20 protein-coding genes and 1 pseudogene are annotated in these 21614 nt (G+C 70.3%); 19 read left to right on the top strand and 2 right to left on the bottom strand.

The window, feature by feature from the left end:
• Window positions 1-157: 157 nt before the first annotated feature.
• From ABD978_RS24730 to lysA, 18 genes and pseudogenes are all read left to right on the top strand, one after another.
• Window positions 158-1378 carry an AI-2E family transporter gene (locus ABD978_RS24730; protein ID WP_345359026.1) on the top strand — a complete coding sequence of 407 codons (1221 nt, stop codon included), beginning with the start codon at window positions 158-160 and terminating at the stop codon, window positions 1376-1378.
• A gap of 213 nt (window positions 1379-1591) precedes the next feature.
• A complete protein-coding gene (gene dut, locus ABD978_RS24725; RefSeq protein ID WP_345359023.1) occupies window positions 1592-2089 on the top strand; it encodes a dUTP diphosphatase in 498 nt (165 codons plus the stop codon).
• Window positions 2090-2092: 3 nt separating this feature from the next.
• Window positions 2093-2920 (top strand): DUF3710 domain-containing protein, encoded by an 828-nt coding sequence (locus ABD978_RS24720; RefSeq protein WP_345359020.1) that lies wholly within the window; start codon window positions 2093-2095, stop codon window positions 2918-2920.
• A gap of 132 nt (window positions 2921-3052) precedes the next feature.
• Window positions 3053-3622 carry a Uma2 family endonuclease gene (locus ABD978_RS24715; RefSeq protein WP_345359017.1) on the top strand — a complete coding sequence of 190 codons (570 nt, stop codon included), beginning with the start codon at window positions 3053-3055 and terminating at the stop codon, window positions 3620-3622.
• Between the two features lie 83 nt (window positions 3623-3705).
• A complete protein-coding gene (locus tag ABD978_RS24710) occupies window positions 3706-4161 on the top strand; it encodes a VOC family protein (RefSeq protein ID WP_345359014.1) in 456 nt (151 codons plus the stop codon).
• Window positions 4162-4243: 82 nt separating this feature from the next.
• Complete coding sequence (locus tag ABD978_RS24705) at window positions 4244-5959, top strand: IlvD/Edd family dehydratase (protein WP_345359011.1); 1716 nt, start codon at window positions 4244-4246, stop codon at window positions 5957-5959.
• Window positions 5960-6157: 198 nt separating this feature from the next.
• Window positions 6158-6652 carry a hypothetical protein gene (locus tag ABD978_RS24700; protein ID WP_345359008.1) on the top strand — a complete coding sequence of 165 codons (495 nt, stop codon included), beginning with the start codon at window positions 6158-6160 and terminating at the stop codon, window positions 6650-6652.
• Between the two features lie 72 nt (window positions 6653-6724).
• Entirely contained in the window at window positions 6725-6814 is a 90-nt protein-coding gene (gene kdpF, locus ABD978_RS24695) for a K(+)-transporting ATPase subunit F (protein WP_345359005.1), read from the top strand.
• Window positions 6814-8475 (top strand): potassium-transporting ATPase subunit KdpA, encoded by a 1662-nt coding sequence (gene kdpA / locus ABD978_RS24690; RefSeq protein WP_345359002.1) that lies wholly within the window; start codon window positions 6814-6816, stop codon window positions 8473-8475. The genes kdpF and kdpA overlap by 1 nt, the downstream gene beginning before the upstream one ends.
• The gene (gene kdpB / locus ABD978_RS24685) at window positions 8475-10760 is read left to right on the top strand and encodes a potassium-transporting ATPase subunit KdpB (protein WP_345358999.1); all 2286 of its coding nucleotides are present in this window, start codon (window positions 8475-8477) and stop codon (window positions 10758-10760) included. Before kdpA ends, kdpB begins: the two co-directional genes overlap by 1 nt.
• A 1-nt stretch (window position 10761) precedes the next feature.
• Window positions 10762-11685 (top strand): potassium-transporting ATPase subunit C, encoded by a 924-nt coding sequence (locus ABD978_RS24680; RefSeq protein WP_345358996.1) that lies wholly within the window; start codon window positions 10762-10764, stop codon window positions 11683-11685.
• A 69-nt stretch (window positions 11686-11754) separates the two neighbouring features.
• On the top strand, window positions 11755-14361 hold the full coding sequence (locus ABD978_RS24675) for an ATP-binding protein (protein ID WP_345358993.1): 2607 nt from the start codon (window positions 11755-11757) through the stop codon (window positions 14359-14361).
• Window positions 14358-15022 (top strand): annotated as a pseudogene (locus ABD978_RS24670) (response regulator). The gene ABD978_RS24675 and the pseudogene ABD978_RS24670 overlap by 4 nt, the downstream one beginning before the upstream one ends.
• A gap of 77 nt (window positions 15023-15099) precedes the next feature.
• The gene (locus ABD978_RS24665; RefSeq protein ID WP_345358990.1) at window positions 15100-16866 is read left to right on the top strand and encodes an APC family permease; all 1767 of its coding nucleotides are present in this window, start codon (window positions 15100-15102) and stop codon (window positions 16864-16866) included.
• Between the two features lie 61 nt (window positions 16867-16927).
• Window positions 16928-17455, top strand: coding sequence for a hypothetical protein (locus tag ABD978_RS24660; protein ID WP_345358987.1), 528 nt, complete (start codon window positions 16928-16930; stop codon window positions 17453-17455).
• A gap of 185 nt (window positions 17456-17640) precedes the next feature.
• Window positions 17641-17913, top strand: coding sequence for an Lrp/AsnC ligand binding domain-containing protein (locus tag ABD978_RS24655; protein ID WP_345358984.1), 273 nt, complete (start codon window positions 17641-17643; stop codon window positions 17911-17913).
• Window positions 17914-17925: 12 nt separating this feature from the next.
• Window positions 17926-18084, top strand: coding sequence for a hypothetical protein (locus ABD978_RS24650; RefSeq protein ID WP_345358981.1), 159 nt, complete (start codon window positions 17926-17928; stop codon window positions 18082-18084).
• A complete protein-coding gene (gene lysA, locus ABD978_RS24645) occupies window positions 18066-19250 on the top strand; it encodes a diaminopimelate decarboxylase (RefSeq protein WP_345358978.1) in 1185 nt (394 codons plus the stop codon). Before ABD978_RS24650 ends, lysA begins: the two co-directional genes overlap by 19 nt.
• A 31-nt stretch (window positions 19251-19281) precedes the next feature.
• Here the strand turns inward: lysA and ABD978_RS24640 are convergent, their stop codons facing one another.
• Entirely contained in the window at window positions 19282-19620 is a 339-nt protein-coding gene (locus ABD978_RS24640; protein WP_345358975.1) for a hypothetical protein, read from the bottom strand.
• Here ABD978_RS24640 and ABD978_RS24635 point away from each other — a divergent pair.
• Complete coding sequence (locus ABD978_RS24635; RefSeq protein WP_345358972.1) at window positions 19594-20442, top strand: hypothetical protein; 849 nt, start codon at window positions 19594-19596, stop codon at window positions 20440-20442. The two genes, ABD978_RS24640 and ABD978_RS24635, sit on opposite strands and share 27 nt — an antisense overlap.
• A gap of 29 nt (window positions 20443-20471) precedes the next feature.
• On the opposite strand, the gene ABD978_RS24630 is transcribed toward ABD978_RS24635, so the two are convergent.
• The gene (locus tag ABD978_RS24630; protein WP_345358969.1) at window positions 20472-21614 is read right to left on the bottom strand and encodes a YeiH family protein; all 1143 of its coding nucleotides are present in this window, start codon (window positions 21612-21614) and stop codon (window positions 20472-20474) included.

The following is a 21614-nucleotide window of genomic DNA, read 5'->3' as shown; positions in this document are numbered from 1 at the left end:
ACGTAAGAGCATTTCGGCTTGTTGGCGAGATACCAGAGCACGGATGCCCGAATGTGGCCAATCGTGCATCAGTGTGAACACGACAGGTCACGAAGACGTCGGCTCGGTAATGAGTCGATGACGGTGGTCCGGGTAGGGCGTGGTCCGGAGGAGAACAGTGAGCGATCGGGATCCGGGAGTGCCACGGACGCTGGCGACCGTGGCCGCGTTCTGCTGGCGGCTGATCGTCGTCGGAATCGTGATCTACGCGGTCGCGCGCATTCTGGACAAGCTGCGGCTCGTCGTTCTGCCGTGCGCCATCGCGCTGCTGCTGTGCGCGCTGCTGTACCCCGTCACCGCCCGGCTGCGCCGCCGGATGCCCTCGCTCGCCGCGACCTGGCTGACGATGCTGCTCGCCCTCGGGGTGCTCGGCGGCGTGGGCACGTTCGTCGGGATCCAGGCCAACGACCAGTTCCCCCACCTGGTCACGCGGATACAGCGGACGGCGACCCAGTTCCAGCACTGGCTGGTGACCGGGCCGCTGCACCTCAAGAACTCCCAGCTCCAGTCGGCCGTGGACCAGTTGCTCAACCAGATCCAGCAGCAGCGCGGCAAGCTGGTCAGCACGGCCTTCACCGGCGCCACCGTCGCCGGCGAGGTGCTCGCGGCCATCGTCTTCCTGTTCTTCGTCACCTTCTTCCTGCTGAAGGACGGGCCGGGGATCTGGCGCTGGCTCATCAGCGGGACGGGGCGGTACCGGGACCGCATCGACCGGGCGGGCCGCGCGGCCTGGGAGACGCTGTCGCAGTACGTCCACGGCACGGTGATCGTCGCGCTCATCCACGCGATCGTCATCGCCGTGACGCTGATTATCATGGGTGTGCCGCTCGTGGCGCCGCTGGCGGTGATCGTGTTCTTCGGGAGCTTCATCCCGATCGTCGGCATCCTGGTCGCCGGGGCGCTGGCCTTTCTCGTCGTCTTCAGCTTCAAGGGCTTCGTCGCCGCCCTGGTCTTCCTCGGCATCCTGATCCTCGAGCAGCAGCTCGAGGGCCACGTCCTGCAGCCGCTCGTCGTCGGCCGCTGGGTGCGCTTCCACCCGCTGGGGATCATCATCGCGATCTCGGTCGGCGCGGTCGTCGGCGGCATCCCCGGCGCGGCGGTGGCGGTCCCCACGGCGGCGGTCATCTACCGGGCGTGGCCCGCGCTGCGCGGTGCCGACGACCGGGCGTCCCCGACGGAACACCCCGCCCGCGCCCCCCTGCTGGGCCGGAGCCGGAAGAACACCGCGCCGTCCGGTGACGCGCGGGCGGGTACCGGGACGATCGCGCCGGACGAGGCGTCATCGTCCGACCCACCAGCGGATCGGGCGGCGGACGACCGGTCCTCGGACGCCTCCTGAGCGGCGCCGCGCCGGACCCGTCCGCGCGCCGGGGCGAAGCCGGGCGGGGACCGTCCCCGCGCCGGTAGCGGCGTCGGCGTCCCGCACCGCGCGGCGGAGCCGTGACCGGCCACGCCGCGCTCATCGGCGCGGGGCCGCACAGGCGGTAGTGTCACGGCCTGTGACGCGCGCCGAGGCGAGCGCCGCCATCAAGATCGCGACGAGGTGGAGCCCTTGACTGTGGAAGTTCTCATCCAGCGGCTGGATCCCGGCCTGCCCGCGCCGTCGTACGCCCACCCGGGCGACGCCGGGGCCGACCTGGTCACCACCGTGGACGTCGAGCTGCCGCCCGGGGCCCGCGCACTCGTGCCGACCGGGATCGCGATCGCCATCCCCGACGGCTACGCCGCCTTCGTGCACCCGCGCTCCGGGCTGGCGGCTAAATTGGGAGTGACGATCGTGAACGCGCCCGGCACCGTCGACGCGGGCTACCGGGGAGAGATCAAGGTCACCCTGCTGAACACCGACACCGAGCACACCGTGCGGCTGACGCGCGGCGACCGTATCGCGCAACTGGTCATCCAGCGCGTCGAGCGGGCCGTCTTCCACGAGGTCCAGGTCCTGCCAGGCTCGGCCCGGGGAGACGGTGGTTTCGGATCCACGGGCGGGTACGCAGGAGCCGTGGGGGGCCGCGCCGCGGACGTGGCCGTACAGCACAACGAAGGAGCGTGAGTCGTGTTTCGACGCCGTCGTCGGGACGAGGAGCCCGAGAAGAACCTCGAGCCGACCGACGAGGAGACCGTCGCGGCCGAGGAATCCGAGGCCGAGGAGCCCGGGTCCGAGGGGAAGCAGGAGAGCGCGGCAGTGTCCCACGGCGGCCCTTGGGACGCCGAGGCCGACTCGATCCCAGAGGTGGAGCGCGTCGACTTCGGCGCGTTCCAGGTGCCCATCGCCGAGGGGATCGAGCACCAGCTCAACATCGAGGACGCCGAGCAGGACGCGCAGGGCAACCTCGTAGGCGGGCACTTCGTCGCCGTCACCGTCGTGATCGGTGAGAGCGGCCTGCAGCTTCAGGCCTTCGCCGCGCCGAAGAAGAGCGGTCTGTGGGACGAGCTCCGTCAGGAGATCGCCGAGGAGATCAAGCAGGCGCAGGGGGAGACCCAGGAGGCCGAGGGGCCGTTCGGCACCGAGCTGCACGCCATGGTCCCGGTCGCCATCCCGGAAGAGCTCAAGGATCAGGTGCCGCCGGAGATCGCCGAGCAGGGCTTCGGCTGGCAGCCGGTCCGCTTCCTCGGCGTCGACGGCCCCCGCTGGTTCCTGCGCGGCGTGGTGCAGGGCGCCGCCCTGCAGGACCCGGAGCAGGCGCGGGCCGTCGAGGAGATCTTCGCCAACATCGTGGTCAACCGTGGCGACGCCCCGATGCCGCCCCGTGAGCTGCTGGAGCTGTCCCTGCCGGACGGCGCCCAGCAGGCGATGGGCCAGCAGGAACAGGAGGGCGGCGAGGACGGCGGGTCCCCGTTCAACCCTTTTGAGCGCGGCCCGGAGATCACCGAGGTCCGCTGACCCGACCCCGAATCCCGCCCCCGGCACCGGCCGGGGGCGGGATTTCGCGTTTTCGATGTCTGTAACCGAGTCGTTGCTTACAGTGATTCGCCGGCGTGCGAGACTGGCGACGTGTACGGAGGTGATCCACCGATGACGAAGGCGTTTGCCGTGCCGCCCGATCATTACCGAACGAGCTGGACGATCGAGGAGGTGCTGGCCCTGCCGGAGAACGGCATGCGCCAGGAGCTCCTCGAAGGAAGACTGGTGGTATCCCCCGTGCCTCCGAAACCGCATCAGTGGGCCGCCAAACGGCTGGAGAGGCTCTTCGACGACGCGGCGCCGCTCGGCCTTGAGGCGAACCGCGAGGTCAACCTCCAACTCGGGGCCGATCTTCTGATCCCGGACGTCATGGTCGGATCGGCCGACGCGCTCTCCGACGCGGGCCCGTGTATGAACGCCGCGGACGTGACGATGGTGGCCGAAATCCTCAGTCCCGGTAACACCGCGTTCGGACGCGCGTGGAAGTCTCAGCGCTACGCGGAAGGCGGCATTCCCTTCTTCGTCGAGGTGGAGCTGTCCGGCGTCGTACAGGTCACCGTCTACGAACTGCGCGGGCGGGGATACGCGAAGATCGCCGCGGCGCACGCGGGGGAGATCCTGAAGTCGGCGGAACCGTTCGAGCTGAGTTTCGACCCGGCCGAGCTCGTCGGGGCGCGCTGAGGGCGCGCGGGCGTGGACCCGCGACAGGCGGATTCGTAGCCTGGGGGGACGGCCAGGTTCGCGACGGTGCTCGGGAGGACGCCATGGGGACGGCTCTGACGCAGGCCCGCTGGACGCATGTCGCGCTGCCGACCGGGGACCTCGACAAGGCGATCGAGTTCTACACGGCGCTCACGCCCCTGGTGGTCGTCGAACGCTTCGCGGACGCCGCCGGCGAGAGCGCGTGGTTGTCCAACGACAAGCAGGTCGAGACGCCGTTCGTGCTGGTCCTCGTGTCGTTCAACGAGGACAGGGGCGGCAGGCTGGGGCTGCTCGCCCCGTTCGCGCACCTCGGCATCGAGGTGCCGCGGCGGGAGGACGTCGACGCGCTCGCCGACCGCGCCCGGGAGCTCGGGTGCCTGCACTGGGAGCCGCGCGACATGCCCGGCCCGGTCGGCTACATCTGCGCCCTGAAGGACCCGGACGGCAACGTCGTCGAGATCTCCCACAACCAGAAGGTCTTTGAGACCGTACGCCGGCTGTGGGGCGAGGGCTCCTGATCGTACGGGCGGCGGACCGTGGGTGACGCCGAGCGGCCCCATGTGATTCCATGCACTGGGTTGCCGTTCGAGGAGATGGAACATGTCTGTTCTGCGCAGCTCACAGTGGTACTCGGGGCAGGACCGTAACGCGTACATCCACCGGGCGTGGATGCGCCGGGGCCTGCCCGGTCACGCCTTCGACGGGCGACCGCAGATCGCCATCGCCAACACCGCCTCGGACCTGACCCCCTGCAACAGCCACCTGGACGAGGTGGCGGAGAGCGTCAAGCAGGGCGTGTGGGAGGCCGGCGGCGTCCCGCTGAACCTGCCCGTCGTGTCCCTGGGCGAGACGCAGTTGCGCCCGACCGCGATGCTGTGGCGCAACATGGCCGCGATGGCGACCGAGGAGATGCTGCGCGGCAATCCCGTCGACGGCGTCGTCCTGCTCGGCGGTTGCGACAAGACGATCCCGTCCCTGCTGATGGCGGCGGCCTCGGTGAACCTGCCCGCGGTCGTCGTGCCCGGCGGGCCGATGCTGTCCGGCACGTTCCGCGGCGTGCCGCTCGGGTGTGGCACCGACGTCTGGCGCCTCAGCGAGGAGGTACGCGCCGGCGAACTGTCCGAGCGCGACTTCCTGGAGTCCGAGTCCTGCATGATCCGTAGCCGTGGCCACTGCAACACGATGGGCACGGCCTCCACGATGGGCCTGCTCGCCGAGGTGCTCGGCACCACGCTCCCCGGCACCGCGGGTCTGCCCGCGCCGGACAGCCGCCTGCTCGCCCGGGCGCACGATACCGGCCGGCTGGCCGTCGAGATGGTGCACGAGGGCCGCAGACCCGGCGACGTGCTGTCGATCGGATCGTTCCGGAACGCGATCGTCGCGCTGGCGGCGCTCGGCGGCTCGACCAACGCGGTCGTCCACCTGCTCGCCATCGCCGGCCGGCTCGGCGTCCCCCTCACCCTGGACGACTTCGACCGGATCGGCGCGGACGTCCCGCTGCTCGTGAACCTGCAGCCCGCCGGCCGTTTCCTGATGGAGGACCTCCACCGGGCGGGCGGCCTGCACGCGGTGCTCCGCCAGGTTCAGGACCTCCTCGACCCCGCCGCGCTCACCGTCACGGGGCGGCCGCTCGTGGACCACCTCGGCGACGCGGAGATCTGGGACCCGGAGGTCATCCGCGGCCGGGAGTCGCCGCTGCGGCCCGCCGCCGGGATCGCCGTGCTGCGCGGCAACCTCGCGCCCGACGGCGCCATCATCAAGCCCGCGGCGGCCTCCCCACGCCTGATGCGCCACCGGGGCCGCGCCGTGGTGTTCGACTCGATCGAGGACCTGCACGCCCGCCTGGACGACCCGGACCTCGACGTCGACGAGGACTCCGTGCTCGTCCTGCGGGGCTGCGGCCCGAAGGGCTACCCGGGCATGCCGGAGGTCTCGAACATGCCGCTGCCGGAGAAGCTCCTCAAGCAGGGCGTCCGCGACATGGTCCGGGTCTGCGACGGCCGCATGAGCGGCACGGCGTACGGCACGGTCGTCCTGCACGTCTCGCCGGAGGCCGCGGCGGGCGGCCCGCTGGGCCGGGTCCGGACCGGCGATCCGATCGTCCTGGACGTCGAGAACCGCAGGATCGACGTGGACATCCCGCAGGAGGAGCTGGACCGCCGGGAACCCTCGCGGGCCATGCTGGAGAGCGTGGCCCGCCCGCTCCGCGGCTGGGAGCGGCTGTACGTCGACACCGTCATGGGCGCGGACACCGGCGCGGACCAGGACTTCCTGGTCGGTTCCTCGGGCGACGAGGTGGCCCGCGAGTCGCACTGATCGCCCTACGGCTTTCGTCACGCCGGAGCCGTAAGCCGTGTACCGGTGGGGTCGTTAGAAGTCCGTTAAGGCCCGGAGGGCGCGCGCTAAGACTCCGTCAATAGCGACCGAAACCCCGGAAATCGGGCGTTTACTCCTGCCGTAGCCCCGACGTGGGGGCCGGCGGGGCATGCCGTCGGCATGCTCAAGGAGGATGCGATGACGCGCCTGGACATCTCCGCATGGTCTTTGGCCGGCGGTAGCGGCTGCGTCTTCGCTCTGGCCGTCGTAATGGCCGGGCTACCGTGGCAGGCCGCGTTCGCGGTCGTCGCGGCGGCCGTCGTGGCCTGGGCATGGCAGAGCCGGATCGTGGACGGTGCCGCGCTCGGCGGAGTCGCGTGGATGTGCGTCACCGGCTTCGACGTGCACCGCTTCGGGTACATCCGGATCACAGGGAGTGACGACATCGTTCGCGCGGCGGTGTACGTCCTCGGCGGGGCCTTGGCGGCCTCGGTGCACACGGTGATCGATGCCCTACGCCGTTACCGGCGAGCCGATCCGGTGTGGGTCGACTTCCACTTCCACGAGCCCGCCCTTCGGGCAGATCCGACCACGGGGACCGGCGGTCCGATCGAGGCCGCGACCCTTGACGGCGCTCGGCGGCACGGCGGTCATCCCCGTGAAGCGAATAGAGGAACCGAGAGAAATGGCTGACCTGGTCTACATCCTGCTGACAGTGGCGATCTTCGCCCTGTTCAGCCTCATCGTGAGGGCGGTCGAGCGACTGTGAGCGTGGAGAACGTGGTCGGGCTGATCCTGGCCGTGCTCCTGTCGGTCTTCCTGGTGGCCGCCCTACTTTTCCCGGAGCGTTTCTGATGAGCATGACGGTCGCCGGGATCCTCTTCACGGGATCCCTGGTGCTCGCTCTGGCCCTGGTCTATCGGCCGCTGGGCGACTACATGTACCGGGTCTACACCGGTACGCGACACTCCCGGGTCGAGCGGTTGACCTACCGGTTGATCGGGGCGCATCCGGAGGCCGAGCAGACCTGGGCCACCTACGCCCGGAGCGTGCTGGCGTTCTCGGTGGTGTCGGTGCTGTTCCTCTATGGTCTCCAGCGGTTGCAGAACCATCTGATGCTGAGTCTGGGGTTCAAGCCGGTGATGACGCACCAGGCGTGGAACACCGCCATCAGCTTCACCACGAACACCAACTGGCAGTCGTACTCCGGTGAGTCGACCATGGGCCACCTCGTGCAGATGGCCGGCCTGGCGGTGCAGAACTTCGTGTCCGCCGCCGTCGGCATGGCGGTGGCGATCGCCCTGGTCCGCGGCTTCGCGCGCAAGAGGACCGAGTGCCTCGGCAACTTCTGGGTCGACCTGGTCCGCGGCACGCTGCGGATCCTGCTGCCGATCGCGTTCATCGGCGCGGTCATCCTCGTGATCGGCGGCGCGGTGCAGAACTTCCACGACCCGCACACGATCCAGACCCTCGCGGGCGCCAAGCAGTCGATCACCGGGGGCCCGGTGGCGAGCCAGGAGGTCATCAAGGAACTCGGCACCAACGGCGGCGGGTTCTACAACGCGAACTCCGCCCACCCGTTCGAGAACCCGACGACGTGGACCAACTGGCTGGAGATCTTCCTGATGCTGATCATCAGCTTCAGCCTGCCCCGGACGTTCGGGCGCATGGTCGGCAGCAACAAGCAGGGTTACGCGATCGTGTCGGTGATGGCCACTCTCGCGATCATCAGCATGACGCTCCTGTCGTACTTCCAGCTCTCTCACCACGGCACGGTCCCGACCGCGATCGGCTCATCCATGGAGGGCGTGGAGGCGCGGTTCGGGGTGGCGAACTCCGCGACGTTCGCGGACGCCACCACGCTGACCTCGACCGGCGCGGTGGATTCCTTCCACGACTCCTACACCAGCCTCGGCGGCATGATGACGATGTTCAACATGATGCTGGGCGAGGTCGCGCCGGGCGGCACGGGTTCGGGCCTGTACGGCATGCTGATCCTCGCGGTGATCACGGTGTTCGTGGCCGGGCTGATGGTCGGCCGCACCCCCGAGTACCTCGGTAAGAAGATCAGCAGCCGCGAGATCAAGTTTGCGGCGACCTACTTCCTGATCACCCCGATCTGCGTGCTCGTCGGTACCGCGTTCGCGATGGCGCTGCCCGGCGAGCGGGCCGGTATGGCCAACAGCGGTCCGCACGGGCTGTCGGAGGTGCTGTACGCCTTCACCTCGGCGTCGAACAACAATGGATCGGCGTTCGCCGGGATCACGGTGAACACGACCTGGTACGACACCGCGCTTGGCCTGGCGATGGTCTTCGGGCGCTTCCTGCCGATGATCTTCGTACTCGGTCTGGCCGGGTCTCTCGCCCGGCAGGGGCACACCCCGGCGTCGGAGGGCACCCTTCCCACTCACCGTCCGCAGTTCGTCGGCATGGTCGCCGGCGTGACGGTCGTCCTTGTCGCCCTGACGTTCCTCCCGGCGCTCGCGCTCGGGCCGTTGGCCGAAGGAATTCACTGATGTCCACACAGGTCACTGAAGCTCCCACCGAGGCGCCGGAGCCGTCGAAGCCGTCAGGCGGGCGTGTCCAGGGCGGCCTCCTCGATCCCAAGCAACTGCTCACGTCGCTGCCGAACGCCGTCAAGAAGCTGGATCCGCGCACGATGTGGCGCAACCCGGTCATGTTCATCGTCGAGATCGGCGCCGTGTGGTCGACGATCCTGGCGGTCGCGAAGCCCGACTGGTTCGCCTGGCTGATCGTGGTCTGGCTCTGGCTGACCGTCGTCTTCGCGAACCTCGCCGAGGCGGTGGCCGAGGGCCGGGGAAAGGCGCAGGCCGACACGCTGCGCAAGGCCAAGACCGACACGATGGCGCGTCGCCTGATCGACTGGGCGCCCGGACGGCGGCTCCAAGAGGAGCCGGTGCCCGCGCCGCAGCTCCAGCAGGGCGACCACGTGGTCGTCGAGGCCGGGCAGATCATCCCCGGCGACGGGGACGTCGTCGAGGGCATCGCCAGCGTCGACGAGTCGGCGATCACCGGCGAGTCGGCGCCGGTCATCCGCGAGTCCGGCGGTGACCGGTCCGCGGTCACGGGCGGCACCAGGGTGCTGTCCGACCAGATCATCGTCAAGATCACCCAGAGACCGGGCGAGAGCTTCATCGACAAGATGATCGCCCTGGTCGAGGGCGCGAACCGGCAGAAGACCCCGAATGAGATCGCCCTCAACATCCTGCTGGTATCGCTGACGATCATCTTCGTGATGGCGGTCGCGACCCTGCAGCCGCTGGCGATCTTCTCCAAGACGAACCAGCCGGGCGTGGCGGACTCGCTCGCGCTGAACGCGCACGGCGTCACCGGAATCGTCATGGTCTCCCTGCTGGTCTGCCTCATCCCGACGACGATCGGCGCGCTGCTGAGCGCGATCGGCATCGCCGGGATGGATCGGCTCGTGCAGCGCAACGTCCTCGCGATGAGCGGCCGTGCCGTCGAGGCGGCCGGCGACGTCAACACGCTGCTGCTGGACAAGACCGGCACCATCACGCTGGGCAACCGGCAGGCCGCAGCGTTCACTCCGGTGTACGGGGTGAGCGAGCAGGTGCTCGCCGACGCGGCGCAGTTGTCCAGCCTCGCCGACGAGACCCCTGAGGGCCGTTCGATCGTGGTCTTCGCCAAGACCACGTACGGCCTGCGCGAGCGCACGCCCGGCGAGCTGAACCACGCCGAATGGATCGAGTTCACCGCCCAGACGCGCATGTCCGGCGTCGACCTGGACGGAGACGGCGTGCCGGAGCGGGGGGCGGTGGGGCGCAGCCATGGGGGTGAGACAGGGGTGGTGGGGCGTAGCCACGGGGGTGAGACAGGGGTGGTGGGGCGTAGCCACGGGGGTGAGACGACCCGGATGCTGCGCAAGGGCGCGGCGACCGCGGTGATGAAGTGGGTCCGCGACAACGGCGGCCATCCCACCGGCGAGATCGGCCACATCGTGGACGGGATCTCGGCCAGCGGCGGCACACCCCTTGTGGTCGGCGAGGTCGTCCGCGAGAACGGTGCGACGACGAGAGCGCACGTGCTCGGCGTCATTCACCTGAAGGACGTGGTCAAGGCCGGCATGCGCGAGCGTTTCGACGAGATGCGCCGGATGGGCATCCGCACCGTGATGATCACAGGGGACAACCCGCTGACGGCCAAGGCCATCGCGGACGAGGCCGGCGTGGACGACTTCCTCGCCGAGGCCAAGCCCGAGGACAAGATGGCGCTGATCAAGAAGGAGCAGCAGGGCGGCAAGCTCGTGGCCATGACCGGCGACGGCACCAACGACGCGCCCGCGCTCGCCCAGGCCGACGTCGGCGTGGCCATGAACACCGGCACGTCGGCCGCCAAGGAGGCCGGCAACATGGTCGACCTCGACTCCAACCCGACGAAGCTCATCGAGATCGTGGAGATCGGCAAGCAGTTGCTGATCACCCGCGGTGCGCTGACGACCTTCTCGATCGCCAACGACATCGCCAAATACTTCGCGATCATCCCCGCGATGTTCGCGGCGGTATACCCCGGTCTCGACAAGCTCAACATCATGCGGCTGCACAGTCCGCAGTCGGCGATTCTGTCGGCCGTCATCTTCAACGCGATCGTCATCGTCGCGCTGATCCCGCTTGCCCTGCGGGGCGTGAAGTACCGCCCGAGCAGCGCGTCGAAGTTGCTGTCGCGGAACCTGTACGTCTATGGGCTCGGCGGCATCATCGCGCCGTTCATCGGCATCAAGATCATCGATTTGTTCATCCAGTTCCTTCCGGGGATGTCCTGACATGCGTCTGCCCATCTGGATCCGCCAGCATCTCGCCGCGGTCCGCGCCCTGCTCGTCCTGACCGTGGTGCTCGGAGTGATCTATCCGCTCGCCGTCTGGGGCGTCACGCTGATCCCCGGCCTGCACGACCGGGCCGAAGGCTCGTTGATCAAGGGCGCGGACGGCAAGGTCGTCGGTAGCCGCCTCATCGGACAGGCGTTCACCGACAAGGACGGCAATCCGCTCAAGCAGTACGTCCAGAGCCGCCCGTCCAACGCGGGCACCGGCTACGACCCGACCTCCACGGCCGCGGGCAACCTCGGCCCGGAGGACATCGTCGACACTCTCCCGAAGAACCCTGCCAAGAAGGCGGCGGAGATCACCGCCAAGACCGCCCGGGACAGTCTGCTCACGCAGGTCTGCTCACGCAGCAATGCGGTCGGTGCGCTCGAGGGCGTCAGCGGCGCGCGACCGTTCTGCACGCCGGGCGGAGTCGGGGCGGTCCTGTCGGTCATCGGTCCCCGTGACCGCGCGGGCCACGTGACCCGGCCCACCCGCGTCGTGAGCGTCAACGAGCAGTGCGGCGTGGTCGCCAAGCCGTTCCTCGCCACATACCGGGGCGTCGCCGTCGAATGCGCCAAGGCGGGCGAGGACTACTCCGCCGGCGAGATCGTGCCGATCCGCGGCACGGCTCCGGCCGTGCCGCGGGTGCCCGCGGACGCGGTGACCGCCAGCGGAAGCGGCCTGGACCCCCACATCTCCCCGGCGTACGCCCGGCTGCAGGCTCCCCGCGTCGCGAGGGCCCGTGGTGTCGCCGTGGCGCAGGTCCTGGCCGTGATGAAGGACAACGAGGCCGGCCGGACGCTCGGCTTCATCGGCGAGCCGCGCGTCAACGTCGTGCAGCTCAACCTTGAACTCGACAAGAAGTACCCGTTCCACGGCTGACCGGACGGCCTGCCGCGTTCGGAAGAGCGCGGCGGGCCGCCCCACCGGATGAGAAGGAGGCGAGGTGACATGACCCGGGGGCGTCTGCGCGTCTATCTCGGCGCCGCGCCGGGCGTCGGCAAGACCTACGCCATGCTGGCCGAGGGCCATCGGCGCCGGGACCGGGGTACCGACGTGGTCATCGGCTACGTCGAATGCCACGATCGGCCTCGAACGATCGACCTGCTGGACGGGCTGGAGGCCGTCCACCGCAAGACCATGGCGTACCGGGGGACGACGTTCACGGAGCTGGACGCCGACGCCGTCATCGCCCGTGCCCCCAGGGTCGCGCTGATCGACGAGCTCGCGCACACGAACATCCCAGGGTCGCGTAACGAGAAGCGCTGGCAGGACATCGAGGAGATCCTCGAGGCCGGCATCGACGTGATCACCACCGTCAACGTCCAGCACCTCGACTCGGTCAACGACGTGGTCGAGCAGATCACGGGCATCCCGCAGCGGGAGACCGTGCCCGATGAGGTCGTCCGCCGGGCCGACCAGGTCGAGTTGGTCGACATGGCGCCGGAGGCGTTGCGCCGCCGGCTGGCGCACGGCAACGTGTACGCCCCGGAGAAGATCGACGCTGCGCTGGCGAACTACTTCCGCGTCGGAAACCTCACCGCGCTCCGCGAACTCGCCCTGTTGTGGCTGGCGGACAAGGTCGACGACCAGCTCGACCGTTACCGCGCCGACCACGACATCCACACCACCTGGGAGGCACGCGAACGTGTCGTCGTGGCCCTGACCGGCGGACCCGAGGGCGACACGCTCATCCGCCGGGCGGCGCGCATCGCCGACCGGGCGAAGGGCGCGGACCTGTTCGCCGTGCACGTCACCGCCGGCGCCGGGCTGACCGGCGCCAGCCCGGCGAACCTGGCCCGCCAGCGTGCGCTGGTCGAGAGCCTCGGCGGCACCTACCATCAGGTCGTCGGCGACGACATCCCGCAGGCGCTACTGGACTTCGCCCGGGGGGTCAACGCCACCCAGCTCGTCCTCGGCGCGTCCCGGCGCGGCCGGTTCGCCCAGCTGTTCTCCCGCGGCGTCGGCGTCACCACCACCGCGCTGTCCGGGCCGATCGACGTCCACATGGTCACCCATGAAGAGGCGAGCAAGAGCCGGCTGCGCACCCGCCGCGGCGGCGCGATCACACGCCGCCGCCAGGCCGCAGGATTCGTCCTGGCCGCCGTCGGCCTGCCTCTCCTCACCGTGCTGCTGGCCAACCTGCGCGGGCAGCTGTCCATGCCCAGCGACATCCTGCTCTTCATCGTCGCCGTGGTCGGAGTCGCCTTGGCCGGCGGGATCTACCCGGCGCTGTTCGCCGCGGTCGTCGGCTCCTTGTTGCTCAACTACTACTTCACTCCGCCGTTCTACGAGTTCACGATCAATCAGCACGAGAACGTCCTCGCGCTCGTCGCCTACGTCCTCGTGGGGGTCGCGGTCAGCGCCGTGGTGGAGATCGCCGCGCGGCGCACCCGTGAGGCGGCCCGCGCGGGCGCGGACGCCGAACTGCTGTCCGACCTCGCAGGCAGCGTGCTCAGGGGCTGGAACGTGGACGGACGGCACCAGGGCGCGCTGAACGATCTGCTGGAGCGCCTCCGGGTCACCTTCGCCCTCAGCGCGGTGACGCTGCTGGAACGCCGCCCGGAGGCGCCGCTGACCCCGAATCGCCAGCGCGACCCGGGCTGCTGGCGGATCATCGCCACCGTCGGCGGAGAACCGGCGTGCACCCCCGACGAAGGCGACGCCGACGTCCCCGTCGACGATGATCTGGCGCTGGTCCTGCGCGGACGTACGCCCTCGGCCGCCGACCGGCGGGTGCTGGAGGCGTTCGCCGCCCAGGCCGCCGTCACGCTGCGCCAGCAGCGCCTCGCCGAGGAGGCCGAGCAGGCCCGGCCGTTGGCCCAGGCCGACCGGCTCCGCACCGCGTTGCTGACCGCGGTCAGCCACGACCTGCGGTCCCCACTGGCCTCCGCCAAGGCGGCGGTGGAGAGCCTGCGCACCGACGACGTCCACTGGTCCGAGCAGGAGCGCGGCGAACTGCTCGCCACCGCCGACGAGTCCCTCGTACGGCTCGACCGTCTCGTCGCCAACCTGCTCGACATGAGCCGTCTGCAGGCAGGGGCCCTCGGCGTCTCGGCCCAGCCCGTCGCGGTCCAGGAGATCGTCCCGTACGCCGTCGACGAGCTCGGCGCGCCCGAGGCGCGGCTCCGGATTCCCGACGACCTGACCGATGTGCTGGCCGACCCGATCCTGCTGGAACGCGTCCTGGTCAATCTGATCTCCAACGCGGTGCACCACAGCCCGCCCGGCGAACCGGTGCTGGTCACGGCCAGCGCCCACGCCGGCCATCTCGAACTGCGGGTCATCGACCGCGGTCCCGGCATCCCGCCGGCCGACCGGGACCGTGTCTTCCAGCCCTTCCAGCGCCTCGGCGACCGGGACAACGAGACCGGCGTCGGGCTCGGCCTGGCCCTGTCACGTGGGCTCGTCGAGGCCATGGACGGCACCTTGATCCCCGAAGAGACCCCGGGTGGAGGGCTCACGATGATCATCACCCTTCCCGTCGCTCCGTCCGACATGGCCGATCCGGCGCTGACCTCACATGTCGACGCGCTGCGGGAGAGGCGGACTCGATGACACGCGTCCTCGTCGTCGACGACGAACCGCAGATCACCCGCGCGATCTCCCTCAACCTGCGGGCCCGTCAGTACGACGTGACCGTCGCCGCCGACGGCAGCGAGGCGCTGCGGCGCGCCGGCGACTGGCATCCCGACGTCGTCATCCTCGACCTGGGGCTGCCGGACCTGGACGGTCTCGACGTCATTCACGGACTGCGCGGCTGGAGCCAGGTGCCGATCATCGTGCTGTCGGGACGTATCGGCGCCGAAGACAAGATCACGGCACTGGACGCCGGCGCCGACGACTATGTCACCAAGCCCTTCGGCGTGGACGAGTTGTTGGCCCGCATCCGCGCCGTGAGTCGTCGTACCGGTTCGTCGAAATTGTCGCCCACCGTCCAGATCGGTGATCACCTCGTCGACCTCGCGGCCAAGACCGTCATCCCGACGTCCATCTCACGCCCACCCAGTGGCGCCTGATCGAGATCCTGCTGCGCAACCCGGGCAGGCTGGTGAGCCAGCGCTGGCTCCTCACCGAGGTCTGGGGGCCCTCCTACGAGCGCAGGACGAACTACCTGCGCCAGTACATGGCCCAGCTCCGCCGCAAGCTGGAGGCCGATCCGGCGCATCCGCGGCATCTGCTCACCGAGCCCGGAATGGGCTACCGCTTCCAGCCCTGAAGGCGCTCATGCCACTGCTGTTCGAACGTGAGAGAACTCACCGGTCCCGGTCGGCCGGCGAGGCCGATCGACACAAGTTGTCGGTCATCGGAGGGCTCGCCGCGCTGTCGCTCGACGCCATGGCGTCCGTGGCGTACGGCCCGGAGGCCATCGTCGTCGTCCTGGCCGCCGCCGGCGCGAGCGGGCTGGGCTACACCCTGCCCGTCACTCTGGCCATCGCCGGGCTGCTGGGCGTCCTGACCCTGTCGTACCGCCAGGTGATCGCGGCCTTCCCGGAGGGAGGCGGGGCGTACGGCGTGGCGAAGACCCATCTCGGTCGGAGATCGTCGCTGGTGGCGGCCGCCTCGCTGGTCGTCGACTACGTGCTGAACGTGGCGGTGTCGATCGCCGCGGGCGTGGCGGCCCTCACCTCCGCGCTGCCCGGCCTGCTGCCGTACACCGTCTGGCTGTGCCTGGCGGTCCTGGCGCTCGTCACCGCCGTCAACCTGCGGGGCATCGCGCACAGCGCCCGGCTCTTCGTCGCGCCCACCGCGGTCTTCGTCTTCTCCATCGCCGCGGTGATCGTCGTCGGGATGTTCCGCGACCACCCCGTGTCGGTCGAGCACGCCACCGCGCAGGCGCACACGCTGCGCGCAGTCGGTCTGCTCCTGCTGCTGCGGGCCTTCTCCAACGGATGCGCGGCGCTGACGGGCGTCGAGGCGATCGCCAACGCCGTGCCCAGCTTCCGCGCTCCCCGGGTCAGGCGGGCCCAGCGCGCCGAGGTCGCGCTCGGCGCGACCCTCGGGCTCATGCTGATCGGCATCGCCACGCTGATCGTGAAGTTCCATATCCACCCGGTCCACGGCGTCACGGTCCTCTCCCAGGTCACCGCCGGCTCCTTCGGGCACGGGATCGGGTACTACGTCGTCCAGTTCGCCACGGTGCTGCTCCTGGCCCTGGCCGCCAACACCTCTTTCGGCGGCATGCCCGTCCTGGCGCAGCTCCTGGCCAACGACAACAACCTGCCGCACCTGTTCGCCCTGCGTGCCGAACGGCAGGTCCACCGCTACGGCATCTACTTCCTGACCGCCACCGCCGCCCTGCTGCTCATCGGCACGGACGGCGACATGAACACGCTCGTGCCGCTGTTCGCCATCGGCGTCTTCGTCGGCTTCACCCTGTCCCAGGCGGGCATGGTGCGGCGGTGGTGGACCGAGCGGCCGGCCGGGTGGCGCCCGCGTGCCGCGCTGAACGGCCTCGGTGCCCTGCTCACGGGGTTCGCCGCGATCATCGTGACCGCCACCAAGTTCACCGAGGGCGGCTGGCTGATCGCCGTCGCGATGCCGCTGCTGGTCGCGCTCATGGCGGCCATCAACCGTGCGTACGGCCGCATCGCGGACCGCCTGGAGATGAACCGGGTCCCGGACCGTCCGCGCCCGAGGCGTGCCCTCGTGATCGTGCCCATCGGGGCGGTCAACCGGCTCGCCCAGGAGGCGACGTCGGCGGCGCTGTCCATCGGCGAGCGCGTCGTCGCGCTGCGCGTCACCCATCCCGACGACCCGGAGGACGTCAAGGAGTTCATCGAGGCGTGGGAACGCTGGGCCCCGGACGTCAACCTGACCTTGATCAGCGACGCCCACCGGCGCCTGGTCGAACCGATCGTCGACTACGTTCGGAGCGTCGACGAGCCGCACGTGTTCGTCCTGATCCCCGAGGTGGAACCGGCGCACGCCTGGCAGCGGGTCCTGCAGAACCAGCGTGGTGCCGTCCTCGCGCACGCGCTGCGCCGCGACACCGACGCCGTGGTCTGCCGACTGCGCTTCCGCCTCAGCCCGATCACCCACCTCCGCAACGCCGCGCCCTGACCGGCGACGGGTTCTGGCTCACTTCACGTACCGACGGTGGAAGGATCTTTCATGCTCGACAGTGCGCTGCTCGTGGCCGTTCTTCATGCTGGTGGCCGGTGCGCTCGTCTTCACCAACGCGGTGGAATGGGCGGGGATACGTCTCGACCTCGGTCATGGAGCGGTCGGCAGTGTGCTGGCCGCCGTGGCGACGGCGATGCCCGAGTCCCTGGTTCCCGTCGTCGCGATCGTCCGCGGCGAGCAGGGGGACCCGATCGCGATCGGGGCGATCGTCGGCGCGCCCTTCCTCCTCGGGACCCTGGCGATGGCGCTGTGCGGCATCGCGGCAATGATCTACCGCGTGCGGCGGGAGGGAGCCGGCCTCCGGCTCGATCGGCACGCGATGAGCCGCGACCTGCACCGACTGGCACCTGACCGCACCCGCACGAGTGGCCGTGATCGCCGCGCTCACCGGCGCGGTCCTCGCCGTGATCGCCGTACGGCGTACCGGCCGCTTCTCCGGGCCGCTCATCGGTTGCTGGACCGGTCTGTACGCCGGAGCGACCGTTTCCATCCTCGCGCTCACGTGACCCGTCCGCTCGGACATTAAGGCCCTGTTAGGAATGACGGCCATGACGTTCGGATGCCGTAGCGAACTCCGGATCCCTTCCTGATCAGGCATAACGTTGAGTCAACGGCTGCTTGTGAAAGGAAGCACAAGGTCTCATGGAAGAGCCAGGTGAGCCTCCGGATCCCCTCTTCGTTCCGGTTCGCCTGACGGAGGGGGTGCGCTGAATGCCGCCGCACCGTGTGAAGGCCGATGGCCTGGCCGCGGTGGAGGCGTTCGTCCGGGTCCGTATGACGGACCAGGTGCCGCCGGAGCCGTTCGAGTCGTGGCTGCGCGACCGCCCGGTCGTACGCGGCGTGTGGTCGCTCAGCGGCGACTGCGATTACGAGATCCGCGTGGCCGCCGCGAGCCTCGACGAACTCACGGCGGAACTCCGCGCCCTGCGCCACCACGGCGTCGAGCAGACCAACACCTGCCTGCTGCTGCGCGAGATCTTGTAAAGGAGTGACCCCATGGTTCTGGCCAGGGAGAAGAACACACTGGCCCACGCGGTCTGGCCGGCGACGGCACAGACCACCCCCGGCGGTGACATCCTGGTCGGCGGCGTGCGGCTGACCGACCTCGCCGAGCGATACGGCACCCCCGTCCACCCATGGACGAACGCGACGTGAGGCAACGCTGCAGGGACTTTCGCCGTGCGTTCCCGGACGCCGAGATCGCCTACGCCGGCAAGGCGTTCCTGTGCCGCGCCATGGCCCGGTTGATCGCCGAAGAAGGGCTCACCCTCGATGTCTGCTCCGCCGGCGAGCTGGCCGTGGCGCGGTCGGTACGGTTCCCGGCCGAGCGGATCCTCATGCACGGCAACGGCAAGACCCCTGAGGACCTGCGAGCCGCCCTCTCCTACGGTGTGAGCCGGATCGTCGTGGATTGCCCCTCCGAGATCACCCGGGTGGCCGCCCTCGTCGGTGGTGACGGGCCCGCCCAGCAGGTGCTGATCCGCGTGACCCCTGGCGTGGACGGGCGTACCCACCCTGCCGTGGCGACCGGTGGGGAGGACCAGGAATTCGGCTTCTCGCTGACCTCCGGCGCGGCTGCCGAGGCCGTACGCCGGGTCCTCGCCCAGCCCGGACTCGTCCTGGCCGGCCTGCACTGTCACCTCGGGTCGCAGATCACCCGCGTCGCCGCCTATCAGCAGGCCGCCCGCCGGATGGTGGACCTGCTCGCGGCGGTAAGAGACGAACACGGCCTGGCCCTTCCCCGGCTCGATCTGGGCGGCGGCTTCGCCGTGCCCTACCTTCGGGACCAACAGGGCCTCGACCCCCTCGCCCTGGCCGTGCCACTGATCACCGAGCTCGGGTCGGCCTGCGATGCCCACCGGTTCCCGATGCCGCGGGTCACCTTGGAACCGGGCCGCGCGATCAGCGCCCGCGCCGGCGTCACCCTCTACCGGGTCCTCGGGATCAAGCACACGGCGACCGGCCGCGTCTTCGTCACCGTCAATGGCGGCATGAGCGACAACCCACGGCCGAGCCTGTACGGCGCCCGCTACTCGATACGGCTGGTCGGCCGGCGCCCGGTCCCCGGACACCGGTCCGTGACCGTCGCGGGACGGCACTGTGAGGCCGGCGACGTGCTCGTCGAGGACGTGCAGTTGCCGGCGGACCTGCGCCCCGGAGACCTGCTCGCGATCGCCTGCACCGGCGCGTACCACCACTCCATGGCGTCCGATTACAACCTGGTCCCCAGGCCGCCGGTCGTCGCCGTGCGGGGAGGGGAGAGCCGGTTGCTGATCCGCCGTGAGACCGAAGCGGATCTGCTCTGTCGCGACGTCGGCTGAGAACGCTCGCCGCCCGTTCGCCGGAGAGGGATCAAAGGTCTGGCTCGGCCACCACTTCGGCGGCGATGCAGAGCCCGACGAGCCCGGCGCTCACCGGCGCCGCGAAACGTAGCTCCCGGTGCCGTGCGTGGTGGTTGGCGTACCGGAAGGCGCGGCCCACATCGACACCCTCCTGGTCGAAGATGACGCTGTTGCTCGGACCGGGAGCCGCGGTCAGCCGGGGGTCGAACTCCGCGAACGGGCGAAGAGCCATGCGCCCGACCTGCCGGCCGTCCGCGTCCGACAGGTCGTACAGGACGCCGCCGCGGCGGGCGCTCGGCCGGCGAGTGTGGTGCACGGATCCATGGGTGACGCCGTCGGAGCCGGTCACGGACAACAGGTTCCGGGCGGACCGGGCGACCGTGAACAGCGGAGTCCCGTCGGCGGCGGAGAACTCCATCGCCACACTGCGGGTGTCGATCGTCCCGGGCGTGAGCCGCCGTACCCGTACGCCGGGCCGGGGACGATACCGGGCGACCGCGAGCAGTTCACCGGCCTCGTCCCGGACCTTCCACAGATCATCGAGCGGTTCGGACTGCCGAATCCGCTGACGGTCCTCCCGGAGCTGAAGAACCGGCTGGAGACCGTCGACGTCTCCTCCGGGCACCTGACCCGCCTGCGGGACCACCTCACGCGCCTGGCCGACGACATCGAGGACTCCGCCGGAAGCCTTCGATGGCAGGGGGACGCGGCCTCGCGTTTCCACCGCAGGAACGCCGAGACGGTCACCTCACTTCGCCGGACGGCGGCGGCCGCCCAGGACACCGTTCAATGCCAGTCCTACTCAAAGATCACCATGTGGGACCTGGCCGTGTGGATCACCCTGGCGATAGCCATCCTGACGCTCATCGTGGCGGCGATCCTGGCCATCATGGTCGCCACGGCCCTCCAGTCCGGCGGGACGTCGATCGTCGTCGGGATCACCGCGATGTCCACGCACACGGCCACGGTCACCGCGGAGATCCTGGGGGCCATCGGGACGGTGTCCTGGCTGCTGTCGAGCGTCTTCGGGGAGGTCCGCGGGAAGCTTGACTCGCCGGACATCGTCTGTCCGGTCCCGGCCCCGCCGCCCGGATCCGCGCCGGCGCCCACGCCTCCCGGATCGTCGACGGGCACTCCCGCCGATCCCTCGCCGAGACGCCGCGCGGTGTGATCGCGTGCCGGAGCGGGAGCCGCCTTCCCCTAGCGAGAGGTGAGCAGGACGCCCGCGTAGGAGATCCCGGCGATCAGCGCCCAGGAGGTCAGGCCGAGCAGGAGGGCGCGGCGACCGGTCCGCATGAGCTCCCGCAGGCGCACGGCGCTGCCCAGGCCGAACAGCGCCGCCGCGAACAGCACGTCCCGCGCGGTGCTCGCGGCGGCCAGGGCGCCCGGCGGGACGCTCACCGCCGAGCGGAGCGCCATCATGCCCAGGAACCCGAGCACGAACACCGGCAGCAGCGCGGGCCGGCGGTGCCCGGCCGCCAGGGAACGCCGGCGGGTCCGCAATGCGACTCCGGCGGCGATCGGCGCGAGCATGACCACCCGGACGAGCTTCACCGCGACCGCCGGGACGAGCGCCGCCGAACCGGCGAGGGTGGCCGTGGCGACGACCTGGCCCACGTCGTGCACGCTCGCCCCGATCCAGCGGCCCGCGTCGTACGCCGGCAGGCCGAGCAGGCGGGCGACGGGTGGCATCACGACGATGGCCAAGCTGCCGCACAGCGTGACGAGTCCGACGGCGGTCGCCGTTTCGCGCTCCGCGTCCGGGTCGCCCGGACGGGTGCCGAGCGCGCCGTCGACCGCGGCGACGGCCGACGCGCCGCAGATGGAGAATCCGGCCGCCACGAGCAGGGAGAGACGTTCGGACAGGCCCAGCCGACGGCCCAGCCACCGTGTTCCGGTGAACGTCACCGCCAGCACGGTGACCACCATGACGATCGTGCGCGCCCCCAGCGCGAGGATGTCGCCGAACGACACCTGCAGCCCTAGGAGCACCACTCCCGCGCGCATGAATCTGGTCGCGGCGAAGCGGAGGCCCGGCCGCGTCGCCGCGGGCAGCAGTCCCAGGTTCGCGGCCAGTACGCCGATGATCAGCGCGGCGGTGAGCATCGGCACCGTCCCGGCGACGCGGTGCACGGCGTATGACGCCGCGACGGCGAGGGCGGCGGCGGCCACGCCGGGCGCGAGCGCCCGTCCGCGCCGGACCCGGGCCGGGCCGGAGAGCGGCACGGGTGGCAGCGCGCCGTCTCCCGCGTGCTGAGCGACGGAGCGGATCGAGATCGACATGATCTCCAGCATCGGTGCCGCGTGGCCCTTCCAGTAGCAGGCATTCTCCTGGCAGGTCAT

Origin of the sequence: Actinoallomurus liliacearum (genome assembly GCF_039542035.1) — a bacterium.
In the GTDB taxonomy this organism is placed as follows: domain Bacteria; phylum Actinomycetota; class Actinomycetes; order Streptosporangiales; family Streptosporangiaceae; genus Actinoallomurus; species Actinoallomurus liliacearum.
The sequence above is the reverse complement of the archived record's forward strand: the minus strand, read 5'-3'. Positions and strand labels throughout refer to the sequence as shown.

Coding starts and splice junctions, on each gene's coding strand:
- ABD978_RS24715 (WP_345359017.1), top strand. CDS start 3,053: ATGACGAAGGCGTTTGCCGTGCCGCCCGATCATTACCGAACGAGCTGG.
- ABD978_RS24710 (WP_345359014.1), top strand. CDS start 3,706: ATGGGGACGGCTCTGACGCAGGCCCGCTGGACGCATGTCGCGCTGCCG.
- ABD978_RS24705 (WP_345359011.1), top strand. CDS start 4,244: ATGTCTGTTCTGCGCAGCTCACAGTGGTACTCGGGGCAGGACCGTAAC.
- ABD978_RS24700 (WP_345359008.1), top strand. CDS start 6,158: ATGACGCGCCTGGACATCTCCGCATGGTCTTTGGCCGGCGGTAGCGGC.
- kdpA (WP_345359002.1), top strand. CDS start 6,814: ATGAGCATGACGGTCGCCGGGATCCTCTTCACGGGATCCCTGGTGCTC.
- kdpB (WP_345358999.1), top strand. CDS start 8,475: ATGTCCACACAGGTCACTGAAGCTCCCACCGAGGCGCCGGAGCCGTCG.
- ABD978_RS24680 (WP_345358996.1), top strand. CDS start 10,762: ATGCGTCTGCCCATCTGGATCCGCCAGCATCTCGCCGCGGTCCGCGCC.
- ABD978_RS24675 (WP_345358993.1), top strand. CDS start 11,755: ATGACCCGGGGGCGTCTGCGCGTCTATCTCGGCGCCGCGCCGGGCGTC.
- ABD978_RS24655 (WP_345358984.1), top strand. CDS start 17,641: ATGCCGCCGCACCGTGTGAAGGCCGATGGCCTGGCCGCGGTGGAGGCG.
- ABD978_RS24650 (WP_345358981.1), top strand. CDS start 17,926: ATGGTTCTGGCCAGGGAGAAGAACACACTGGCCCACGCGGTCTGGCCG.
- lysA (WP_345358978.1), top strand. CDS start 18,066: ATGGACGAACGCGACGTGAGGCAACGCTGCAGGGACTTTCGCCGTGCG.
- ABD978_RS24635 (WP_345358972.1), top strand. CDS start 19,594: ATGGGTGACGCCGTCGGAGCCGGTCACGGACAACAGGTTCCGGGCGGA.
- ABD978_RS24630 (WP_345358969.1), bottom strand. CDS start 21,614: ATGACCTGCCAGGAGAATGCCTGCTACTGGAAGGGCCACGCGGCACCG.